Source organism: Lottiidibacillus patelloidae, from assembly GCF_002262935.1.
GTDB classification, from domain to species: domain Bacteria; phylum Bacillota; class Bacilli; order Bacillales; family SA5d-4; genus Lottiidibacillus; species Lottiidibacillus patelloidae.
Genome location: NZ_NPIA01000003.1, coordinates 246,792 through 270,632, shown reverse-complemented (window position 1 = coordinate 270,632; position 23,841 = coordinate 246,792). Strand labels below are relative to the sequence as shown.

Below are 23,841 nucleotides of genomic sequence, written 5' to 3'. Positions count from 1 at the left end.
GGTAATTACCCTGTAAATAACAACTATTTTGGATTTTTTCATGTATAGTATGAAGCACTAAAAATAGGATTATGCTAATATGGTAGTACTCTCTCGCATATTGTAGAGTAGTATTGGGGGGATATAATTGTCTTGGAAAATTAAGCTTATTGGAAAAACAATAGTTGGTATTTCGAAATGGATGCCTAGCGTATATAAAAGATTTAGTTTAGATCATACGAAACCTAAACATGAACAAGTAGAAACTCTTCTTACTAAACCTTTAAAGGATTGCCGAGTAGCCCTTATATCAAGTGCTGGAGTACATTTGAAAATAGATAAACCTTTTCATGTAATGGGAAGTGGTGATTATACATACCGGAAGATACCTTCTAATACAAAAGTAGATGATTTAGAAGTTACGCACTTATATTACGATACTAAACATGCTAAAGTTGATAAAACAATTGTTTTTCCTCTTCCTCAATTGCAACAGCTTGTTGAAGAAAAAGCGATTGGATCATTATCCGACGTTAATATTGGACTTAATGGAGGGACATTAAAGAAAGAACCCCATGAAAAGGAAACCGCTCCTTTAGTTGTAAAAGAACTAGTAAAGGACAATGTTGATATTGCTTTGTTAGTACCTGGCTGAGGATCTTGTCATAATATTATCGGGCTGTATGCCCGAGCATTAGAACGAGCCGGTATTACGACTGTTATGATTAGCTTAATTGATGGAATGTCTGAAAAAGTAAAAGCACCGAGAACTTTAATGACTGGCTATAAATTAGGAAGGCCTTGCGGAGAACCTTTTGATTTGGAAACGAGAAAAAAAGTTGTTAAGGAAATGCTTGATGTTTCAAAGGAGAAATCAGGAGCTATTATTAATTTATCATAAATAATTAAAAGGAGGGTTAGATTGCTAGGCAATGTAACTCTCCTTTTTTGCGTGAATGGGATTACTTGTTGTTTTTAACTTCATCTAATATATTTTCTAACAAAGAAGTGACCAGTTTTAATGCACCTTCAATCGTTACATCCTCTTTATATCCAGGAATATAATTAACAGCTACATTTATGTCCCATAATCCATCGTCATGGTTAAACATCATGCCGCATTTTGCAGGATCATCTGCTTCAAGGGTTTTCTCAAAGTAACTTCTAATTACTTCCTCATGCTTCTTTTGTACTTTAAAGCCAAGCAAGGCATTGTAAACTCCAAATACATCATCTAGTTCTAATGAAATCGCATCGACCTTAATATCTTCTAAGGAAGGTGATTCAATGTAAATAAATTCATTGGATTTACTTTTTAAATATGTAATTGGCTTTTCTAAAAATGTAACCAGCTCTTCTTCTATCAATTCTTCTGTTTCTTTATTGCAACGCTCTATATAGATATCTTCTAAAACTAACTCTTTGTTTTCCATTATTATCATGCTCCTTTAATTGTATTACTTTAATTATTTATAACTCTATTCAACAGTAATTTTGCCTTCGTCAATATCTAATGAAACCGGGCAATGGTCACTACCTAAAATAGAATGATGTATTTCTGCATCAATAATTGCGTCTTTTATATTCTCTGAAACAATAACGTAATCTATTCTCCATCCAATATTACGTTCTCTTACTTTACTCATGTATGACCACCAAGAATATGCACCTTCTTTAGAAGGGTATAAATAGCGATAGGAATCAATAAAACCTGCATTTAATAAATCAGTCATTTTACCGCGTTCTTCTTCAGTAAATCCAGAGTTTCCTTTGTTTGTTTTCGCATTTTTTAAATCAATTTCTTGATGAGCAACATTAAGGTCGCCACAATAAATAACCGGTTTTTGTTTGTTTAGCTGAGTTAAGTAATCTCTAATTTCATCTTCCCAAAGAAGCCTTTCTTCTAGACGTTCCAATGTTCTTTTAGCATTTGGCGTGTATACATTGACAACATAATATTTTTCAAATTCCAATGAAATGATTCTACCTTCATCTTCGCTATCATTATCGCCAACTCCATAAGAAACAAATAATGGCTCTCTTTTGGTAAATATTGCTGTACCAGAATAGCCCTTTTTCAGAGCGTAATTCCAATATTGATAATACCCTTCTAGAGGAAGTTCTATTTGTCCTTCTTGGCATTTTGACTCTTGTATACAGAAAATATCCGCGTCGATGTCATTGAAGAAGTCTAAAAACCCTTTGTTCACACATGCTCTAATGCCGTTTACATTCCAGGATACTACTTTCATTACTAAAAACTCCTTGTATATGTTGTTTCTATAATTGAAACGTATTTTTAATTCTTGTTGCAACTTCAAGTGCTGAAAGGTTAGTATTGTTAATTCTTACATAGTTTTCTCTATCTAGTTCTCCTTCAAGAGAGTTTAACCTTAACTGCTCATGTGATTGTAGTAGATTTTCTTCTGATTCTCTTAGGTTACGCTTCGTTGGTTTATGTTTTAGCCGGTGAGGTGTATTATTTCGCTTTAACCTTTCTTCAACATCTGCCTCAAGTTCAACAATGTAAATTTCACCGCCAGTTTCTTCAAATATACTACAAATCTTATCAATAGCGTCGGTTCCAGCATTAAAGTCGCATACATATGTAAAAATTAATCCGTACATATCACTTTGTGCAGCAGTTTTGAAGATTTCTTCGCGAAACATGGAGGAAAGTTTCCACATTTCCGGTGTGAAACCAAATAAAGGTTGCAATAAATCAATTGTTTGATGGTTATGTAATAGCTTTAAATCTGTCATTTTCTCTAATTCTTGGCCAATAGTCATTTTACCGACAGCTTGTGGACCGACAATTAATATGAATTTCATCTCTTACTTTCCCTTCTCTCAGAACTCACACAAATCTAGTTTACATAATATAATTACTGTAAATTAAATGTTGATTGTAAATTATATACTTATTAATGACTAACTAAATACTCATCGACGTTAATATCCATCGCCAGTTCCTTCTGTTTATCAGAAACATGCGTATACCGTTGCGTTGTGTTTAAGTTTGTATGACCGAGTAATTCTTGGACCGTTCGAATATCTTTTCCATCTTGCACAAGATGTGTGGCAAATGAGTGGCGTAGTTTATGACTAGAAATTTTCTTTGAAAATGACTGATTACTTAGCAATTTCTTTCCTATAAGTTCAGTGATTTCTTGTATTCGACGCCTTGAAATTCTTGTGCCATTTCTCGTTAAGAAGAGGGCTTGCTCATGTCCTTCTATAGGTACTTCTCTATCCTTTTCAAGATAAATAATTAACTCTGTGAAAAGCGTACTAGGAAGCGGGATATACCTTGTTTTGTTTCCTTTTCCTTCTACTAAAATTCCACGTTTAGCTCTATTAATAGAAGCGATATTCAGCCTGTGTACTTCGGTAACACGTAACCCTGCAAATGCCATTAACCCTAGTAACACTCGGTTTCTTCTTACAAAATGCACTTGTGAAGACTCGGTTATCTGTCTGAAAAAATGCTTTAATTCTTCTTTTTCCAAATAAATCGGTAGTTTCCCAGATTGTTCTTTAGCAACTTGAAGTTTTGCAGCTGGGTTTTGGGTTATTAGTTCATATTCGATAAGACAATTGTAAAATGAACGAATTGCTGAAAGTCTTCTATTCCTTGTTGGTGCTGAATTTCCACGTATTGTCTTACATTCACTTAGAAATAACGTAATATGTATCTTTTTAATGGTACTTAAGTCAACTTTTTGCTGTTTATTCTTATTAATATAGCTAAGAAATAGTAGGATGTCACGTTTGTAATTATCTATCGTAAAACTAGAGAATTCCTTATTATCCATATGTGTTTCGAATAAAGACAACTCTTCATTATATAAGTCTAGCATTCTCGTACTATCATTTTCCATCCTAACAACCCCTATTAAATAGATTTGTTTCTTTATTATACAATTAATTCAAACTTACCGCACATAATATACATTATACGCGGTAAATTTACTAAAATTGTCTAAGGATAGAGAAATATGTTGCAGTTATGGATTGCCCTGTTATTTGCATCGACATGGGTAATAATCCACAAAAGCTTATTTCGTTGCAAATGAGAGGGTGATACAGAATAGTATTTTTTGTATAAAAAAAGTATGCTGAGTGAGAAACAGCATACTTAATATTAATTATTTATCATTAATACTTCCGCGACTAATATTTCGTCCATAATAAATTTCATCCATTTCTAATTTCAGACGTTCAGTAATCTCTTCTTCTTCTTGATCAGTTAATTTTTCTTTCGTATAACCAAAAAGGTAATTATTAATGTCAAATTCCTTTAATTTACATCTTGTGTGGAAAATGTGTTCTTGATAAATATTTACATCAATCATATCAAATTCACTTTTTACTTCATCTGGAATGTAATTTTGAATAGAACTAATATTGTGATCAATAAACAACTTTGACCCATTTATATCTCGAGTAAATCCTCTCACTCTATAATCCATCGTCATTATATCTGTATCAAATGAATGGATTAAATAATTCAATGCTTTTAAAGGTGAAATCTCACCACAAGTAGATACATCAATATCCGCTCTAAACGTACTGATTCCTTCATGAGGGTGGTATTCCGGATACGTATGTACTGTTATATGACTTTTATCTAATTGCACAACAACAGAATCGGGTAGTGGTCCGGGTGATTCTTTCAATGATTCATTTGGAACTTCGACTATCGGCCCTTCTGAGACTAATACAGTAACACTTGCACCTTGAGGAACATAATCTTGTTTGGCGATGTTAAGTACGTGTGCGCCAATTATATCTGATACGTCAGTAAGTATTTTTGTTAATCGGTCCGCGTTGTATTGTTCATCAATATACTCTATATAAGCCTCTCGTTCTTCTTTTGTTTTCGTATAACAAATATCATACATATTAAAACTTAAAGATTTTGTTAAGTTGTTAAAACCATGTAATTGAATACGTTGTTGTTCTGTTAGCTTCATGAGTTCTTCCCCCTTACTCATCTTATTAAAAAGAGTGTCTTTTATTTACTTATTCTTATGTTACCCGAACATACCAATAAAAAAACAATCTCCTATTTTTTTTGATTATTCATTACTAAGACGTGAGCAAAGCTATCTTAAAAAACACCCCATAAAGGGATGTTTTTACATTAAAAGCTATTAAAAATAGTTACTTCATCAAATGTAAATCTTGAACTAGGATAAGCTGGTTCACTTGCCTTACCTACAGAAATGAGCATTGTTGGAATATATCTTGAAGGTATATTAAATTCTTCAATCATTTTTTGGCGGTCAAATCCACCCATTGGACAAGTATCATAGTCCATCGCTTTGGCAACTAACATTAGTTGCATTGCTGCCAAAGAAGAGTTCATGATTCCTTGGTCCTTACCCATATCTGGAATTGTGTAAGCTCCTTCAATTTGTCCAATTAGGCTGTCTTTTATTTCCTTTGTCATATAACCTTTATCAACAGCGTCAGAAAAAATTGGCTCGGCATTTTTATTTGCTTCAATATCAGCTAAAATACAGACAACGATTGAAGCGGTAATCACTTGTTCTTGTCCATATGCAATCGGCAATACTTTTTCCTTCATTTCTTTTTTATCAATTATTAAAAACTTCCAATGCTGTAAGTTCCAAGCTGAAGGAGCTTTTTGTGTATTAACAATTAGTTCCTTCACTTCATCTTCTGTCATCGTATGGGTCGGGTCATATTTTTTAACAGAATGTCGATCATTGACTACGGTATAAAAGTCTCTTTTTTCTAGTGTTGATGATGACATTAAAAAACCTCCTTGATGTACGAACTCTTTATTATTGTGTCCATTTACATCGTATTTTGAGGTATTAAATAGCTATTTTCATTTGTAAGTTCATCTATAAATTCCTAAATATTCTATCCACGGACCAACATCATCTCGATATCGGTTGGCCATGGTTCGATTGATTTGTACAATATGGTTTAAGTCATGAGACACCCAAGTTGCGAGCAACTCTTTAACAGTTACAGTTCCAAAATCAGGATGTCTTCCTTTTAATTCAAGAGTTTTCGGTGATGTAATTAGTTGGTTGAGCCTTAGTATGTTGTTATATCTAAGTTCAGAAAAAGTATTAAGTAATTCTTCCATTGTTTTTTTATTTACATATTGCAAGTGGCTAAATCGATCAAATGGTTTAAATGGCTTGTTCACGCCATGTTCGATGCATAGCTCTAACCGTTTAATCCAGTCTTCATTCTCCCCTTCAATAAGATGTGCTAAAACTTCTTTTGGAGACCATGTGCCATCTCCTTCATGACAATCAATCCAATTTAATGAAAGACCACCTAATAAAGCATGCAAAACTTTAGGAGTCCGTTCTAAAATTTCTATTGCCTCTTCTATTTTAAAATTCATCATTCGCTCTCCTTGTATTATTGCTAGTTATTTATAATTACTAACTTATACATTTATATATAAAATTCCTTCTAAAAAAAAGAAACCGGCAGTTAAATGCCGATTTCATCTTAATCATTTTTATTTACCAATAAACATTTGTGTCCAATACTTACCACTGTCATTAAATCCAACACCGATATGTGTAAAGTCTTTACTTAAAATATTCTTACGGTGTCCTTCACTGTTCATCCAACCATTCACTACACTTTGAGGAGAAGTTTGACCTTTGGCGATGTTTTCCCCTGCAGTTTTATACGATATACCAAAGTCACGAATCATATCGAAGGGTGATCCGTACGTTGGACTAGTGTGTGAAAAATAGTTTTTAGCTTGCATATCATCTGACTTTTTTCTTGCAACAGAACTTAATGAAGTATCGACTTTTAATGGTGGTAAACCATTTTTTTGTCTTTCAACATTTGTAAGTTCTACTACCTTGGATTCGAATTCACTTAATCCATTAGTAGCTTCTGTCTTTTGTTCTCCTCGATCAGGAGCAACCTCTGTAGTTGGTGCCTTCTCTGTCGGTGCTTCCTTAGCTGGCACTTGTTGCGCCGGAGTTTTCGCAGTTGGCGTTTTTCCATCAGGTGTTTGTTTATTCATGCCTGGAATTTGTCCAGCATTTAATTTATAAATTCTCACATCTTTTTTAATAATTGTACTATGCGGGAATTTATGACTTGGAATTTTAGTATCCAGTGACTTCATTTCCCCAATTGGTCCATTATCATAATTTACTTCTGTCATCTCATAGTTACGTTCATTTGGGTTAACGTAACTATCCATTGCATCTTCGCTTGTTTCATTACATGCAACTGAGAACATTAATGCAAAAGTGGTAATAGCTATTGCGAAATACTTTTTCAATCGAAAGACCTCCCTTTACAATAGTTATTACACGATTAGTTTACATTAAAAAGCACAAATTATATGTGGGAATAAATGTGTAATTCGTCCATTGAATCATCTTATTTAGAAACGTTATACTTCTATTTTGCACCATAGGATTTTATTTTTAATTTGTATTTCTGTTATTTTTCCATATTTTATTTCTTTTACTTTTTTAATACCATTCAAATTTATAAAAATATATCCTTTATTTAGCGTTATAAACTTGTGTTTATTAAAAGAAAAAAGCTTTATTAAAGTTAATAATTTTGGCTTTATGTTTATTATTTTAAACTTGACGCTTCGACTACCTTTAGTAGTGTATGGAATAATCATAATTTCCGCTTTAAATTCAAACTTCAATAAGAGAAAAGTAACTTCTATCTTAATAAAAGGCTCATCTATATTAACCTTAAGACTTTTTATGTACTTAAACTTCTTTCCGTTTAACATGTGAGACAACATCTTAGCTGTTACTGGAAGTTGTATTTTCATTCCTTTTAGTACATTCAAGGAAATCCCCACTTTCCATTAGATAATTGTATTAATATGTATATGTGACCAGAAATCTCTTGTTAAAGGAACTAATAATTTTAGTATGAAATACCTAAAATAATTGAAAATAATACATAAGGAAAGGAGTTTTAAAATGAATGACCCAAATAACCTAAAAGCTGGAGAAGATGTGTATGTTATATATCGAAATCCGCACATTCCTTCTGTTGCAAATGTAGCCCAAGCGGAGATTGTTGAACACCCAAAAGATCCAAATCAAGTTGCCTTGTTTTTACATGAAACTTTTCATACTATTGAGGATGATGATGCAATTTATACTTCTGAAGAAGAAGCAAATACAGCATATGAAGAAATGGTTAAGCAACAGAATCAATATGAAATATGAGCCTTTTGGCTCTTTTTTTTCGACATATTTTATGTACTACTTTTATTTTTACCATAGTCCTAAACATATACAAGAAATAGGAAATAAGCTAATTTCAATTATTACTTTTGCATAATTGTAAGCCCCCCTTAGACAAGAGATAATTGTTTTGTAATAAAAAATGAAAATTCTGAATTAAGGGGGAGAATGATTGAATGAAAGTTAAATCAATATTATTTACTTTTGTATTAATGTTGAGCGTTATTATTGCTCCATTTAGCAGCAATGCTACGATGGTAAATATGGACTCAACGTCTGCTGTTGCTGTAATAGGTCCGCATTTACAAAAAGCTTTAGATGAGGATTCTAATGAAGTATTAGAGGTAATTGTAACTTTTAATGGTTCTGGTGCACCTAGTTTGGCAGATGTAAATTTATTATCAAACCTTGGTATTACCAATGGAATAACACTACAAAGCCTTCCTATGGCTGGAGTTATTGCTACACCAGAGCAAATTAATCAGTTGCAAAATAGTGATCAAGTCCGTTCGATTTATTTAAATCGAGAACTACAATATGATTTAGAAAGATCCACGAAATTAATTGGCGCACAAAAAGTTCATGAAGACGCTGATTTTCAAAGTAGAAACGGTGGATTACCTGTAAGTGGAAATGGTATTGGTGTAATCGTCAACGACAGTGGAATTGACGGAACGCATAAAGATTTAGAATATGGTAAGAATCTTGTTCAAAATGTATATGGCGGCACTAATTTAAACGCATTAAGTAGTATCCTTCCTGTTACATACACAGAAGATGTGCCAACAACTGACCATACTGGTGGTCACGGAACACACGTTGCTGGAATTGTCGGTGGAACTGGTGCAATGTCGGCAGGTAAATATGAAGGTGTTGCTCCTGGGGCAGATTTAATTGGATATGGCTCGGGTGCTGGTCTTTTCATTTTAGATACTTTAACTGGCTTTGATTATGCTATTACAAATCAGTTCAAATATAACATTCGTGTCGTAACAAATTCTTGGGGCAGCACAGGTGATATCGGTACAGATTTTGATCCTGAACACCCTACAAATTTAGCTACAAAAAAGTGTTATGATCGTGGTATTGTAGTTGTTTTCTCAGCTGGAAACTCAGGAAGAGACGGTGAGCATACAATTACCGGAAACTTCAAAAAAGCACCATGGGTAATTACAGTAGCTAATGGTGATAAGTATGGAAAACTTTCAGATTCATCATCTCGTGGATTAGAAAATAACGGTGGTACTGTTACTGTTGATGGGAAAGAGTTTACTTGGGTAGACGCACCTTCGATTACTGCACCAGGTACTGATATTATATCAACACGTGTTATTTCACCTATCGGGGCACTTGGGACTACGAAAGATATATCAAATCAAGATCCAGGCACAATGCCTTTCTATACTACTCTAAGTGGTACTTCAATGGCAGCACCACATATCGCAGGTGTTGTAGCATTAATGTTAGACGCAGATCCAACATTGTCACCAGATGAAGTAAAAACAATTATTCAAAATACAGCTACAAATATGCCTGGCTATGAACCTTGGGAAGTTGGAGCTGGTTACGTAAATGCATATGCTGCTGTAGATGAAGTTTATAATAAGAAAGGCTACGGTAAAACATTAAATACACTTCAACATTTTGCGAATGCCGCTGCTGACACAGACGCAGAAGATGTAACCTTCGCATTAAATGAAAGGTTAATTAATGTTGACACAAATGGTAACTATTACCCAAATGAAAAGTTAACTCGTATCGAGCTAGCTAAGTATCTAGTTATGGGAGCGGGAATTCGTCAATCTTTAGATAATACTTCTTATACAGATGTTTCAGCAGAAGAAATGCCATTTGTTGCAGCTGTTACGGCACGTGGAGGAGTATTTAACGATGCTTCACATCTATCGGATCAAGTTATGCTCTCTAATGGAAACAAATTTAACCCGAATGGAGCGGTTTCTAAAGTAGATTTATCTTACGCGATGATCCAGTCACTAAATTTACAGAATGAGGCTCATGCTTTAGCCGGTCAGACAATAACTGCTGTTTGGACTTATCAAGGAGTAAATTTTAACGTTGTAGTAAAAGATCAAACAGATATCCCTTCAGAATTAAAAGGTTATGTACAACTAGCAATTGATCGTGGCTATTTCCCTGTTGAATATGTATTTGAAAATGGAGAAATTCTTGCAGTATTAAATCCGTTTGAGGCAGTAACTAAGGGTGAGTATGCATCAATTGCTAAGAAATTCTTTAATGAATATTATTAAGTTTAAAAAATAAAACCGGGCCGTTAAGCCTGGTTTTATTCTATTTTAATGTTACTTGTAAATTGTACGTAAATTTTACTGCACCTTCTAAAGTTTGGGCTACAGGACAATATTTTGGAAAAACTGGAAATATTCTTTCAACAACTTGCTTTTGCTCTTCATTTTCTACTTTAATCATAAAATCTGAGATAATCTCAGTAATTTTTAGGACTCCATCGGGAGCATCAATAATTCCTTTAATATTGGCAGTAAGGTTATTTGGCTTAGTCTTAATATTACGCGCCTCCAGCGCGCCTGAAAAAGTACCAGTAAGTCAGCCTCCAGCAGCTGCGATAATATGGTCAAGTGTTGACGGATATTCAATATCAGTTTCTATTTTATAGAAAGCTTTCACACCACTATGTACTCCAAAATGTATAGGATCTTTAAAATCACCAATAAAAGCTCTCCGATTTGGACCATCATCTTGTACGATCTTAATGTTAGCTATCTCAATTGGGTCTTTCTTTTTCATACTTTTTCACCTAGCCTTTCCTGATTATTTTCTAAATAATATAACACATACAAAGATATTTCAAAAAAAGCGCCCGAGACGGACGCTTAATGAAGAATTAACTTTATTTAACAACTTTAACGTTAAACATTGAAAATGGAGTGAAAATTTCCGTGTTATTTTTTAAATCTTCAACAATCTTTCTGTACCCTCTTCCATACTCATCATCTCGATATTCCATTTCTTCTCTTAGACGATAAGCAAAATCCTTTTCACCTAGCATTTCACAAAGGTAGACCTCTACCCATGTTGCATGGCCTTCAATATCTTCAATACCCATAAAATCTATTTCTAAATTATCAAATTGCCAAATATGAGTTAATTCATGAGCTATTGTCGCCATCGTTTGGATTTTAGTTGCTCCGTTTTCCAGCATAATCTTTGCTTGACCACTTGCAGTCATTATTGCTTTACCAGTAATACGAGGGTCAAAGTTTTCAGTAGTTGTAAATGTTCTTCCGCTTTCTTCATTTATTTCTTTACTACTTTTAACCTCAATAGTTATATCTTCACGAAGGGTTATACCGAATTGATCAACCATGAATTGGCGGACTTCCTTATACAATTCAACTACTTCAGAAACATTATCAACTGCACTGTTGTGACAATGGATGCACCTTTCCCTTCCATCATCAAGTTCAATGATTTGCGCTGCAGCAAAACCTTCATTACAAAAATCGCAAACTCTTGTCTCAATCGATTGGTTTTCTGGATCAGACATAGTAATGTCATCAAAAATATCGTCTAAAGAATCGTAATCCGATTGTTGATTTTCCAACGATTTCTGCTCAAAAAAGGCAATACGGTTTTCCTTAATATTTTCGTTTGAACTCCAAAGTGATAATAATTCCGAAGTGGCTTGTAAATCAAAGTTTTTATATACTTCAAGTCCCCCAAGTTTAATATACGTATGGGAAGATTCTTCACTATTTTTTAATAACCAATACAAATAATCATCTAATAAATCAACAATTTGTTGCCAATTATGTTTAATACTTTCTATCATACCAACGTGAATAGGGGAATCTTCAAAAATGTAAAGCTTTATTGTCTTATCATCATTCAACTCTACCTCATTATGATAAGGAGTCATTTTCGGTATATATTGCTTTATTCTCCTATCATACTGTTTTTCTTCTATGGTGCTCTCTTTTTCTCTATGATCGTTTTCACCTTGTTCCATTTCAAATATATTATATGGTGAACATACTGAAATGTATTGATAAGTGTGAGGATAAAGGCTGCGAAATACCTCATTCAACAAGAATGATAATGTATAAGCTACTTTATTTCTATTTTTTATTTTATCGCCGTAAGATTTTACTTGAATCTCCAAAATGTTGCCATTATCATATTCACGTTTTGTTTGTACTCTTCGATGCGCATTAAGAGGCACATAAGTCGTACTATTTCCTACTAGATTAATTTCATCGTGGAAGGAAAAATAACCATGTGTTTCAACTTCAAAAGATATTTCAATAGAAGAAAAATTAAAATGAAAATATTTTGTTATTACTTCATCACAGGATACATGGCTTGCTTCCCCAGTAATGATAAAAGTCTGATCATGTTTGTAAAAAGCTTCGTCCTTTGATTCTTCAAAGAAAACATCAATTTGCTGTGCCTCTTCATCGATCTTTTCAATTTGAAATCGTTTACCTTGCCAACATTTAATTTGTCCTGGTAGATAGTTTTGAAAGATGTGACCTCCTAAAATATCACCCAGCAACTGTCCTTCTTGTGAGACGATTTTGTAAAAGCTAAACATTTTCCTCGTCGTATCCTGATTAGGACTTAACAATAAACTATAGTACTTCTCTGTACTATATTGCATCTTTTTCTGGTTAAAGACATTTTTATAGGTAACATCTATTGAGTTAAGAAGTCGACGATCGACCCTAAGTGTCTGCTTAAACAATTCCTTAATGCCTTCCATGACAGAAAGTTTCTTAATATTAGCTTGCTTTAAATATATCTCCACTTTTTCTTCCGGAAGGTAGGACAGGCTTAGCCTTTGTATTAGTGTCCAGGCTAAACGTGCTTTTGTATATGCTAACCTTACTGAAAAAGGTGCAACAGCTTTACGGTTTTCTAAAAAATAATCAAAATTAGCTGTTAGATAGTCTCGGAGCAAATATGGTGGAGAGATAATATGAATAAAACTATTATTTTTCCCTAAAGACCAATTATTCACTAAGCTATTTACGATGTTATTCTCTTGATCATTAATTATTAAGAAATTTTCATTCTCAACAGGCAAATTCCACTGTTCATATGATCGGATTATATCTTCCAATATTGTAGTCCGACTCTTTAGATCTATCCCGAAATTACTTAATTGATTTTTGTAATTGTTAAAAATTTCATTGAGATTTTCCTTTGTAGTAATTGCCTTATCTTCTAATAAAGTAATCTTTTTCACTCCATGTTTCATTGCTGGCAAAGCTAATGTAGATTCGAACTCTGAATTTCTATGAATGGTAGGAATCAATTGCTTACTACATTTTGAATTAAGTTCTTTTTTCCAGCCAATAAAATAAATGCTGTTTTCTCTTGGAATACTCGCATGAGTAATAGCAGGAGTTGTATTAAATACGGTTCGAACGTGATGTTCAACTTCATAATACATGTCAGTAAATATTCCGATTTGTGGATCCTTCTCAGTTATATCACGTAAACAATTCATAAAGATGTGAAGTGGTGATGAGTACTCAGCTAATAATTTTTCCCCTTCTAAAACAAACACCGCTTCTACATTAGTGGTTGCACTATGTTTCTTTATAAATGCTAATCCGGCATCACTCAATAAATCGAGAGGTTTTGTTACCATCAAATCATAATCGATATTTTGTTCCATTACATCCTCAATAGCAGCAATGTTCCAAAAATAGTCGAGACCGTTTAAGTCATTGATACTTTTTCTTAACCAATTTGTTACGGATTTTTTGTCACTAGGTGTAATAACTATGATTTTCTTATTAGTTAACAGCATCGTTTCAATTGCTGCAAATAAATAGGGCGAAATGTCATTATAATTTACATCCCCTACTAGTACATCTTTATCTTCTAATAAGTCACGTAAGACTTCGCAATAGGACTCATTAATTTTCACATTCTTCATTTTCAATTTTGTACAAACTTGATTTATTTTCGCTTGTGTACTTTGATTATTGCTTAATTTTTCATAAGAAAATGAAATGTTGTTTCCTCCAGGTTTACTAAATTCTCTATCTAGCAAAATCCCTTGATTTAGTGTTGTCTTATAATCATCATATAAGCTTTTATAGTTTGTTTTATATTGGAAAGAGGCATCTTTACCTTTGTATATTTCTTTTTGTTGTTTTGGATTATTTCCACTCAAATACCAATAAAACTCTAAAAATAATAACAAACTCAATATAGGAAACCTTGGTAATATTGTGACTAGAAAACTCAACTCGCCCATTTGCGAAGCTAGGATTGCAACTACATTTATTCCGATACAAACGTAAGTACCGTATAAAAATGCTTTTCTAGGGAATGTAAATGCGGGATTGATTATCCAATCGTAGTTTATTTTTTTATACCCAATATATTTTTCTTGTTGAATTGCCTTTAAAATATTGGATGGAATTCTCTTTTTTATTGATGTGAAAAAAGAAGTAGTTGCGAACTTTTTAAATGCAAAATGACCACTTCTCCCGATACTCTTTAAAGCAACGAATAAAGTTAATAATAAAATATTTGCAAGTAAATATCCTTTTAACAATAAATTAGGGAACATACCTTCTACTATTTGCACTAATTTAAAAGGAATGTAGTAGTCTATGCTTAAAATGGTCGTAGCAAATAAAAATAGTAATACGGGAACCCACAATTGCAAATTTCTTTCTTTCTTTTTGTAGTTAAGGCTTCCTAATAAAAGAATTAATAGACCATATGCAAAAAACGTTATTATGATAGTTTTTATCATAAGCGGTACACCTTATCTACAGAAAATTGCAATTCTGACAATGGATTTAACCCTCTAACGATAATGGTGTCAACTGAATTTCCAATATTCATTTTCAACTTATGAGCCTCCCGTTGTGCATTGAATTGGTACTCTAAAGGTGAATAAATCGGATTATCCAATACTGATTTTGTAACTTTAAATTTATGTTCTAAAAGAGCTTCACAATGTCGTCGGTCTGGTGCTAGATTCCTATCACTTACAAGTGTCAGTAATCTGTTTATAATCTTTTTATGTTCTTCAATTTTTGTTTGGTGATAGCGATATGAGACGTTTTTTTGTTTAAATTGTGTAAATTGGTCGTTTAAATACTTATATTGCCTTCTCAGTCGGTATAATTGAAACACCTTGTTTAAATACTTATTGTAGTTTGCAAGAGCAGTTTCTTGCTTGCTATAACAATTGTTCTTTTTATACCTAGTATCAGTAATAAACGTCTTTAAAGAGATAGAAATTGCTTTTCCAGATATAAAAACAGTACTAAGTACTAATAAAGTAAGCAGTAGTAATATAAATATTGGAGATGTATATAAGCCTTCAGATACTCTTCCGTAATGTGTTGTAATAAATGGAGCACACATAAATATTGTTACTATTAAAAGGGTTAACCACCACGTTTTTTTACTTGGAAGTTGTTTAATTAAATACCTTACATGATCATTTTTGTCAGAGATGAATTTCTTCCATTTGTCTTGCGCAGACTCTTTTGATGTTGAAATTTTGTCAATTTCAGTAACAGTCTTTTTTATATCATCATGTATCGTTGAAAGATACTCGCTTAATTCAACTTTATTTTCTGTAATTGTAATGACATTTTCACGTTTATAAATGGATAAGTCCCTTATCCCTTCTTTTACTTTCTGATTTATTTCTTCCTCTCTTTCCTGCAACTGGGTCTCTACATCATTGATATATGTTTCCCAATCATAAATAAAGTTTAAAGCTGAATAACTAATACTACTCAAAGCAGGTTCTGGTATATCTACCTTCGTTAGTGAAGAGATGGAGTGAGGAAAAGAATCAGGTCTATTAAACTTATTAATGAACATGTTCTGTCGATCTAGTAACTTGTCTTTTATGTTTTGTTCCGCAATTTCTAAACAAGTATTGTAATTCACAATTAAGTTTTGCATTCGTTCTTTATCAATTGTTACTTGTATATCATGAACTGAACCTCTACTAAATCTACTTAATATGTTTGAATTAATTGTTAATAAGTTTATTAACATGGATAACTTTAATAAGTCAGTAAGTCTAAGTCTTAACGACATGTTTGAAATTTCAATTCGGAAAATTTGAAAACTACTTTTATACCAGTTTAAACTTAATGTGTTTCGTAAAATATCAAGTAATAAGTTCGAGGGTTTAAAAGTTGCCAAACTATCATTTAAAGGTGGTAATATAACTTTTTTTATTTGTGTGAAGAAACTACTTTTAATGAGTTTCAATTGTTTTTCCGTTATTAAATCATAATGAAATTCCTTTGTCTTCTTTGAAGAATGTTTTATCTTTTCAGCTAAAATAGAGTCAAAATGTGTAAAAGTATGATCAACACGTCGGTTTAATTCAGCCATAAATTCTTTGTTAGGTGAATTTATGATTCCAGCATCATGTAAATTTAACGGCTTTCCCCAAGCTTCATCTATCGTTTCTAACTCTCTTTGTGTAAACAAGTGACTAACTGGCATTTTATCAATGTTTTTTATAGGTTGCTTTAAATATCCGTGAATATCTAATTGCCACCATATGTTGGAAATCGAATCATCTTTAGGAGAGTAATCAGCTTGTTTATTAATAGAATCTAGTACAAGCACAATTTCATTTTGCGGTTCATGACCAGTTTCTTTCAATGGGTTAATTAATTGTTCTTTAAATTCATGTAAATAGGAACTTAATCTTCCAAAGGATTTTTTATACTCAGGTATGTGTGTAATAATGAGCAATTGCCATTGATCAATATCCTTATATTGAAGATATTCTGATACTTGGACAAGTAACTTTTCACATGATAGAAATTCTCCTTTATTTTCCCCGTAAAAAAAGGAAAGTTCCATGTTGGATTGCACATTATAGAACATAGGTTCTATAATGTGCCAATCATCCATGTTTTCATAGAGATGGATAACAATCGTGTGCATTGGCTTTCATCCTTTTATGAAGTGATTTTTTTATTTCCTTTAAGTGCATTCGTATAGTTTTTAATTAATGTTTCCCACTCATTATAAATACTAGTAGAGGCATCTTCTTTTTGTCGAATAGATGACTCATCCCATAATTTCAGGATAAACTCTGCAGCCTTTTGATTACTAGTGTTTGACTGATGATTACCATATACACCATTAAAGTAAGCTGTAATTAAATCTAGTAACACTTGACGAATTCTCTTTCCTTTTTCAATTAAAGAAGGATTATTTCGATCCTCAAGCTCATAAGAAAGAGCTAAATCTAAAACATTATTCAAATGCCCTTTACTAGAAAGTTTTAAATGCGAACAACCTTTAATAAAGTCATGTTCTAGGATGGAATTCTTGTTACTGCTATCATGTTTCCTCATTTCAGCAGCTCGATTAATAATTTCTTCACAGATTGTTGGATTAAATCCTAAAGCTTCGTGTAATTTATAAGTCTCTTTTGTTACTTTCTCTCCAAGTTTTAAAATCAATCTATTACTTGTTTCACCATAATACTGGTAAATATCTTGACCATCTTCACCTACTAATTTAGTCCATTCGTAAATGATTCCAAGCAATAGTGCATTATCTTTGTTATCGTTATCAATCTGTGTTTGATTAGGATTAATATCTGGCATGTATATTGGCAAGTGCCAATTCCGATCCAAGTGTGGTGTAACAGTGGATTCTCCATGATTTAATTTGTTAATTCTCTTTTGATACGCTTCATAATAAGCACCAGCTAATCGCTTTAGCTTTTTCCCGTCTGAAAACTTATCTAAATCTTGAAGTTTTAATCCATAATGTGCACGATAACAAATTAACTCGTATTTTGAATACGCACCATCACTAATTTGCTTCTCGTTAAATAGTTCTTGTTTTAAAGAATTTGTAACAATCTTTTCACTCTCAGGGTGAATACCCCATAATTTAATTTCGCGATGATCCTTGTTAAATGGAATAAAAGGACTTGCAAGCTGATCAAGTTCTTTTATTCTTTTCTCAATGTGCAATTCTGGTTGAATCCCCAAAAAGTTTGCTTCAATATGGAGAGCTCGTATAACATTAAAGTCGAGTTTTTCATGGAAGGTATTCTTAAGCTCTTCGCGACAATAATTTAATACATGATCACGATACATTTCTTCAATTCGAATAGTTTTTTCATACCCAAAGAAACCTTTTTTCCGTTCACAGTGTTGCTCATAAAGTGCTAAATATATCTTTTCAGAAATTTCAGAGGGCATTGAACTAATATCTAAAGAATTTGCAACATTTTCCCATAGTTTTTCTTGGTGTGCTTTTGCACCTAAAATATATGATTTAGTCGGATCAGTATTTTCCTCAAACTTTGTGGAACGCTGATCAATTTCCGCAGCGATTGTTTCTCCAGTGTCCTTTAAGTTTGCAAATAATCTCTCCCACTCTTTAATCATTGCTTTTATTTCTTCCTCAACAGCAATGTATACCAATTCAAGCAAGTATGATTTACGATATTGTTTTAAATTATTTAGATGTCTAGTAGATAAATTCATATATTCTTCGCGAAACTCTTTTAACTTTCTACCACGTGTAAAAATATTACTATATAAAGCATCATCCACACGACTTAAAGAGGTTTGGAAGTTATCTTTGTTTCCACGATTATAGGAACGCTCATATCGATCGATTTCTTTCTTTAACTTACTATTTTTAATTCGTAATTCTGTAATTGCTTTCTTTAATTCAATTTGTGTTTGATAAAGTACGTATCGAGTAGCTACTGGATGTAATGGTTCTGGTTTCTTTAACATCCATGTATTTAAGCGATACTTATGACCTTCAGTGCCGCTGGCAGACTCGTAATCTTGCATAATAATTTGATGTGTAATAAACGTTTTATTTTCAAAGATTTTTTTCTGTATTTGCTCTTGATAATATTTTAATGCACTCTCTACTTGAGTTACTTCATTTTTAATATGATTTCTCATTCTTAGCTTTCCATCATCATAATGACAGTTAGCCTCAGCATTTTTAAGGTCTATATCATTTTGAATAACCTCTTCTACTCTTTCTTCAATCGCATTAATAAACGAAATTGCTTTGTCTGGACCAAAGTTACCTTTTCCTAAATCTTCTTTCGTTTGTCTATAAATGTTTGTAAAGAAAATATTAGTCTTTTCATCTTTTACAATGTTATTTAACTGTGAAATAAAGATTTGACCACGATCAGGCTTATCTCGAACAATCCCCATTCTTAAGTCCTGTTCGTAACGTTTTTTCTCTTCGTCATAGAGTTTATCTAATGTTAACCAGGAATCATTCAACCCTTGTAAAGACCATTTTAAAGCGCAATATTCTACGATGTCTTCATGAGGATAAGTTAAAGTAGCTACACCAGACCCGCAATATCTACCAAGTCCCTTTGAACCAATAATATCTAGAATTTGATTGTCTTCAAGTGAGAAGTGACGTTCTGATATTGGACTAAATAGTTGTAAAAATATCGAACGTGTTACTTGGTCTAAATAATCTGAGACTGAATGTAAATGTTGGCCTTTTAAATTTTCATAATCGTAAATAAAACAAAAATCATATGGAAGTTGTTTTTCAGTTATTGCGTGTGTTGTTCGGCCTTGTATATCGACTTGATCAGGACGATATTCTAAGTCGATTGTTACGCCTTCAGATTGTCCCCAATGTCCTAAAGAACTTAACGTAATAGCATTCAATTCTTTTAAACTAGCATAGCCGTTCGCTTGCACATTTTCCCATTCCCTTTTATCAAGCGTATTACTACGCACTAATATGTCAGGAAGGAGAAATGCACCTCGAACTAATACACTTGAAACACCAAATTTTTTCTCTAGCATTTCTCTTAAGTACATTGCAACTTGTAAAAAGATACCTGACCCAGTTCCACCAACTAAGGAAGTTATAATAATTACGCGAATTCCATAGTCATTTTTATCACTTTGAACAGGAAATATAGAATTAATATTTTCCCAAAATTTGTTCAGTTTTCCTTCTTCCATCGCTGAGTGAAATGCTAGTCGAGAAATAGAGCGAATTTGTCCAGCACCTTCTGTCAACGTTTTACGTCTTAAATACTGATTATCTGGAAACCATGATAAAACTGAATTATTTTCATTGATGTATTCGTCAACTGATCTTTTTGAACTAGTTTGAGTAACACTTTCTTTTAAGTGTTCTAATTGTTTTATACTATTTACGTCAGTATCAAAGGCATGGATTGCCACGCGGTCTCGTCTGTCTTCGGGTATGTTGTTGTAAATATTGTTGGCAATCTGTCCTCCTATGCCACCTAAACCAATTAAAATCGTTGGTACATTGTAACTCATATTATTTCCCCCTCTATTTATCTTGCTTAATTCTTCATATATTGATAGGTATGCCTACATTGAGCATCGCTAATCTTCACTTCATCGTTTGGATACAGATGTATATCGTTATCACCGGCTGTTTCATCTAAACATTCACCAAACACTTCCATGTCACTTCTTTGTTGTTCCTTTGGCAATATGACTCCACGTTTTGCTGCTTTGAAAGTTACGTTATTAATATGGCATTTTTCTGCAAAATAAGGGACTAACCACCGTGAGAAAAAATTACTTTCTAAGCGCTGAGTAGATGTATGCTTATGACTTTCAGAACCAATATACGAATATGTGTATTCTATATACTCAGAATTACTTTTAAATCTAGTTTTTATTATTAGCCCTACAATATAAATACCAGCTAGGATAATTAAAAAACTATAGAAAATAAAAGGACCCCATTTTTTGAAAAATGGTATATCTTGAATTCTGATTGTAAACTGTAATTCAGCTCTTTCATCAGGATACTTTCCTTGCATACTGAGAGTCATCACGACATCCCCTGCAGTTGTTAACTTCTCATAACGATATGGCAACGGTTTTACGACAATAACGTTACCTTCTCTTTCGAGGATTGCATTTATTTTGTTCTTCCCAGTAAAGATTGATAAATGATTTTCTTCAAATAATTGTGCAAGTTCTTCCGCGGTCATCTCTTTTCCATTAATAAGTGGTACAACTTTAAATGGGGGGGCTTTATCTAATTCATCTACTTTTCCAAGCCAATTATCCGTTAACTTTTTAAGGGAAAGTTGACGTGATTGTTTTCTAGGAAGTTGCATTTCTTTTTCTTTGTAATAAAACCCCTTTATATTTACTAGGGTTTTAGTACCATGATCCTCACTGTTCTTAAGTGTAAAAGAGCCGATAAATTTACTTTGAATTTCATCCCATTCAAGTGCTATAACATTTTCTCCCACTGTAGTTGTTACGTTAACAAGATTTTTTATGTTCCCTAATTGCGATATATCTAGAACATCCTTTTTACTTCCACTTTTATACAAAGTTACTTCTACATTCATTTCATCTCCAATAAAAAATTGATTAAAGTCCTCAGTAAATGAACCGTCAGCATTTTTCTTTTTATAGACAACTGTAAAATCTATAGCGGGTTCAGCTAAAATAACAAGGCTATCCTTGAAGCTGTTTGTATGGTTTTGAAAAGAAAATAAATAGTTACCTGCTGGAATAACAGAGTATGGTTGTTTATGTTTGATATGGGTTATTTGTGAAAATAAGTCTGTACTTAACTTTTCTGGATCTTCTAACGTCTTTAAATAAATAGGTCCATCAATGGAGTGAATGTTATTTTCCCCATTTATATCTACTTCTTTAATATTTATTGGTGTAAATTCGGTAGTTCCTTGCTGAAGCAATGTAATCCTTCGCAATGGAAACGGGGATTGTAACAACAATTGCTTGTTTTCAAAAGTAGCAGGTAGCTCATAACCATTGGAACTGTTAGGATCACGATTAGTTATTAAAGCTGCAACTTGCTGCATTTTATTTAAAATATCTTCGCCATCTTGCCCTTCGATAAATTCACCACCAAGTGAATTCTTCCAGATTGATTTAAATTCTTCCATTTGAATTTTTTCAGGGATTGATAAATATGACTCAATTGTAACTAGGACGCTGCGAAATAAAATTTTCTCATTTACTATATTTTTTCTAAATGATTCTAAAATGCTAACGGTGTGATTTTCTTGTTCTTTATAATCTGCTTCTGAAATTCTTTCTTTGTCTAACTCATTGAAAATTCCATCTGTCAATACAATCATCCAAAACTCTGCATTTTTATCTGCTATCATTTCATCTTCTAAAATAGTAATTGCAGTATCGATTGTAGATATAGGCGTATTTCCTTGTCCTTGAATTTCTTTTGTGTTTTCAATATACATTGCTCTTTTAGAAGTTTTAATGTCTATGTCATATCTTTTATTTGGTTCACTCATTGGAACGATAATGAGCTGATCTCCTTCATCAAGTAAACCAACAAAACTTTGGAGAGAAAAATTTGCATATTTCCAATTATCAATTAAGATTTTATTCTCATTTTCATCATTCTTCTCCCACATACTTCCCGAATCATCATATACCATTACGACTACCCTTTTCTTCGGTATATAAGAGTTTGCACTTAATTGTGTTGGTAATACCAAAGAAAAGATCATTATAAATACAATGAAATAGAGGCATTTTTTTACCATGATTTCCTCCCCACTGATGTACCTTTTTACTCTGTACTCATCCATAATTAACCTTATGAGAAATCTATAAAAAAAATGACAAGCATATTAAAATAATGAAAGAATTAACAAAAAAATCATGGAAGAGAAATCTTCTTCCATGATCTACTTATACTTTCAATGTATTCAATGCTTTTCTATTAGAATTCATCACAAACTATCGGAATATGATATAATTACCAAAAAACGAGGGAGGGTTAAAAATGAAATATTTTTCATTAATTCTACTAATACTTATTCTTGTTGGTTGTAATCTTAATAGCAACACTTCGCAATACTTTTATTTAAAAGGGAAAGCGGAAGAGTTTCATAACGAAAATGAAATTCTAGTTAACTGTACTTCACAATTAAACAATTCATTATTGGATTATGGTGTTTCCTGTTTAGTAATTTTAGATGAAGACACAGTAATTGTTGATGAAGCTGGAGAAACATATTCAAAAGAAGCTTTAAAAAATCTGTTAACAGAAGAAGATGTACATGTTAAAGTATATATTTCTGAAGAATTAGAGTTAAAAAAGAATAATCCAAAACAAGTAGCAACAAAAATACTAATCATGAACTAGCACAATGGGAGCCTCCATTATTATAATGAAGAGGTTTCCATTTTTTTCTTACTTAAAAAGCTGTTAAACAAATTTGTCGTTGCTCACTTGAAAAAATTCTATTTATTTTATTAATATAGTGAGTAGAAGATATATTTGCTAGATTAGCTTCACAATGAGTTCGGAATGATACCACCCCCATTACTAATGAAGAAAATTAGGCATATCCAGTGATATTTCAACCTCTTAGACAGAAATTACTAAAATGATAATTTTCCTGTATAAAATGATTTTTTTCTTTAACTTTAGCTAACTTTTCTTCAAAGTATAACTTCCAGCCTGGATATGCTTTAATAACTATTTTTTGAAAATGAAGCATGTCTTCCTTAGGGATTAACTTTATTTTTGTAATACTCATATCTTCTCCTCCCTTAGCTTTTATTTTTATTTTACTACGTCTTTCTAA

The 23,841-nt window shown here is 32.5% G+C and carries 20 protein-coding genes and 1 pseudogene; 5 read left to right on the top strand and 16 right to left on the bottom strand.

From position 1 onward, the window contains the following. The first annotated feature begins 127 nt into the window (after window positions 1-127). Window positions 128-634 carry a glycine/sarcosine/betaine reductase selenoprotein B family protein gene (locus tag CIB95_RS07885; protein ID WP_094923980.1) on the top strand — a complete coding sequence of 169 codons (507 nt, stop codon included), beginning with the start codon at window positions 128-130 and terminating at the stop codon, window positions 632-634. Between the two features lie 66 nt (window positions 635-700). After that, window positions 701-880 (top strand): hypothetical protein, encoded by a 180-nt coding sequence (locus CIB95_RS07880; RefSeq protein WP_094923978.1) that lies wholly within the window; start codon window positions 701-703, stop codon window positions 878-880. Window positions 881-941: 61 nt separating this feature from the next. On the opposite strand, the gene CIB95_RS07875 is transcribed toward CIB95_RS07880, so the two are convergent. The 9 genes from CIB95_RS07875 to CIB95_RS07835 all read right to left on the bottom strand — a co-directional run bounded on the left by CIB95_RS07875 (window position 942) and on the right by CIB95_RS07835 (window position 7,816). After that, a complete protein-coding gene (locus tag CIB95_RS07875; RefSeq protein ID WP_094923977.1) occupies window positions 942-1,412 on the bottom strand; it encodes a hypothetical protein in 471 nt (156 codons plus the stop codon). A gap of 45 nt (window positions 1,413-1,457) precedes the next feature. After that, window positions 1,458-2,231: an exodeoxyribonuclease III gene (locus tag CIB95_RS07870; protein WP_094923975.1), complete on the bottom strand. Its 774-nt coding sequence runs from the start codon at window positions 2,229-2,231 to the stop codon at window positions 1,458-1,460. Window positions 2,232-2,259: 28 nt separating this feature from the next. Further along, window positions 2,260-2,811, bottom strand: coding sequence for a DEAD/DEAH box helicase family protein (locus CIB95_RS07865; protein ID WP_094923974.1), 552 nt, complete (start codon window positions 2,809-2,811; stop codon window positions 2,260-2,262). A 92-nt stretch (window positions 2,812-2,903) separates the two neighbouring features. Further along, the gene (locus CIB95_RS07860) at window positions 2,904-3,860 is read right to left on the bottom strand and encodes a tyrosine-type recombinase/integrase (protein WP_094923972.1); all 957 of its coding nucleotides are present in this window, start codon (window positions 3,858-3,860) and stop codon (window positions 2,904-2,906) included. Window positions 3,861-4,127: 267 nt separating this feature from the next. Then, a complete protein-coding gene (speD, locus tag CIB95_RS07855; protein ID WP_094923971.1) occupies window positions 4,128-4,955 on the bottom strand; it encodes an adenosylmethionine decarboxylase in 828 nt (275 codons plus the stop codon). 170 nt (window positions 4,956-5,125) lie between these two features. After that, a complete protein-coding gene (locus tag CIB95_RS07850) occupies window positions 5,126-5,761 on the bottom strand; it encodes a nitroreductase family protein (RefSeq protein ID WP_094923969.1) in 636 nt (211 codons plus the stop codon). Between the two features lie 90 nt (window positions 5,762-5,851). Further along, entirely contained in the window at window positions 5,852-6,376 is a 525-nt protein-coding gene (locus CIB95_RS07845; protein WP_332893190.1) for a DinB family protein, read from the bottom strand. A gap of 117 nt (window positions 6,377-6,493) precedes the next feature. After that, window positions 6,494-7,282, bottom strand: a complete 789-nt coding sequence (locus CIB95_RS07840) for a CAP domain-containing protein (RefSeq protein ID WP_233143970.1) — start codon at window positions 7,280-7,282, stop codon at window positions 6,494-6,496. A gap of 114 nt (window positions 7,283-7,396) precedes the next feature. Further along, window positions 7,397-7,816 carry a hypothetical protein gene (locus CIB95_RS07835; protein ID WP_094923967.1) on the bottom strand — a complete coding sequence of 140 codons (420 nt, stop codon included), beginning with the start codon at window positions 7,814-7,816 and terminating at the stop codon, window positions 7,397-7,399. A gap of 136 nt (window positions 7,817-7,952) precedes the next feature. Here CIB95_RS07835 and CIB95_RS07830 point away from each other — a divergent pair, with 136 nt between their 5' ends. Further along, the gene (locus tag CIB95_RS07830) at window positions 7,953-8,204 is read left to right on the top strand and encodes a transcriptional regulator SplA domain-containing protein (protein ID WP_094923966.1); all 252 of its coding nucleotides are present in this window, start codon (window positions 7,953-7,955) and stop codon (window positions 8,202-8,204) included. 194 nt (window positions 8,205-8,398) lie between these two features. Continuing rightward, window positions 8,399-10,492 (top strand): S8 family serine peptidase, encoded by a 2,094-nt coding sequence (locus CIB95_RS07825; RefSeq protein WP_094923965.1) that lies wholly within the window; start codon window positions 8,399-8,401, stop codon window positions 10,490-10,492. Between the two features lie 40 nt (window positions 10,493-10,532). On the opposite strand, the pseudogene CIB95_RS16560 reads toward CIB95_RS07825, so the two are convergent. From CIB95_RS16560 to CIB95_RS07795, 6 genes and pseudogenes are all read right to left on the bottom strand, one after another. Next, window positions 10,533-10,784 (bottom strand): annotated as a pseudogene (locus CIB95_RS16560) (OsmC family protein); the annotation flags it as partial. A 21-nt stretch (window positions 10,785-10,805) separates the two neighbouring features. Next, complete coding sequence (locus tag CIB95_RS07815) at window positions 10,806-11,006, bottom strand: hypothetical protein (protein ID WP_094923963.1); 201 nt, start codon at window positions 11,004-11,006, stop codon at window positions 10,806-10,808. 103 nt (window positions 11,007-11,109) lie between these two features. Continuing rightward, window positions 11,110-14,997, bottom strand: coding sequence for a hypothetical protein (locus CIB95_RS07810; RefSeq protein WP_094923962.1), 3,888 nt, complete (start codon window positions 14,995-14,997; stop codon window positions 11,110-11,112). Continuing rightward, window positions 14,994-17,174 (bottom strand): hypothetical protein, encoded by a 2,181-nt coding sequence (locus CIB95_RS07805; RefSeq protein ID WP_094923961.1) that lies wholly within the window; start codon window positions 17,172-17,174, stop codon window positions 14,994-14,996. Before CIB95_RS07805 ends, CIB95_RS07810 begins: the two co-directional genes overlap by 4 nt. Window positions 17,175-17,188: 14 nt before the next feature. Next, window positions 17,189-20,545, bottom strand: a complete 3,357-nt coding sequence (locus tag CIB95_RS07800; RefSeq protein ID WP_094923959.1) for a tubulin-like doman-containing protein — start codon at window positions 20,543-20,545, stop codon at window positions 17,189-17,191. 26 nt (window positions 20,546-20,571) lie between these two features. Beyond that, on the bottom strand, window positions 20,572-22,791 hold the full coding sequence (locus CIB95_RS07795; protein WP_094923957.1) for a vWA domain-containing protein: 2,220 nt from the start codon (window positions 22,789-22,791) through the stop codon (window positions 20,572-20,574). Between the two features lie 242 nt (window positions 22,792-23,033). Between CIB95_RS07795 and CIB95_RS07790 the strand changes: the two genes are divergently transcribed. Then, on the top strand, window positions 23,034-23,396 hold the full coding sequence (locus tag CIB95_RS07790; protein ID WP_094923956.1) for a hypothetical protein: 363 nt from the start codon (window positions 23,034-23,036) through the stop codon (window positions 23,394-23,396). A 217-nt stretch (window positions 23,397-23,613) separates the two neighbouring features. Here CIB95_RS07790 and CIB95_RS07785 read toward each other — a convergent pair whose 3' ends face one another. Then, a complete protein-coding gene (locus CIB95_RS07785; protein ID WP_094923954.1) occupies window positions 23,614-23,793 on the bottom strand; it encodes a hypothetical protein in 180 nt (59 codons plus the stop codon). Window positions 23,794-23,841 lie beyond the last annotated feature (48 nt).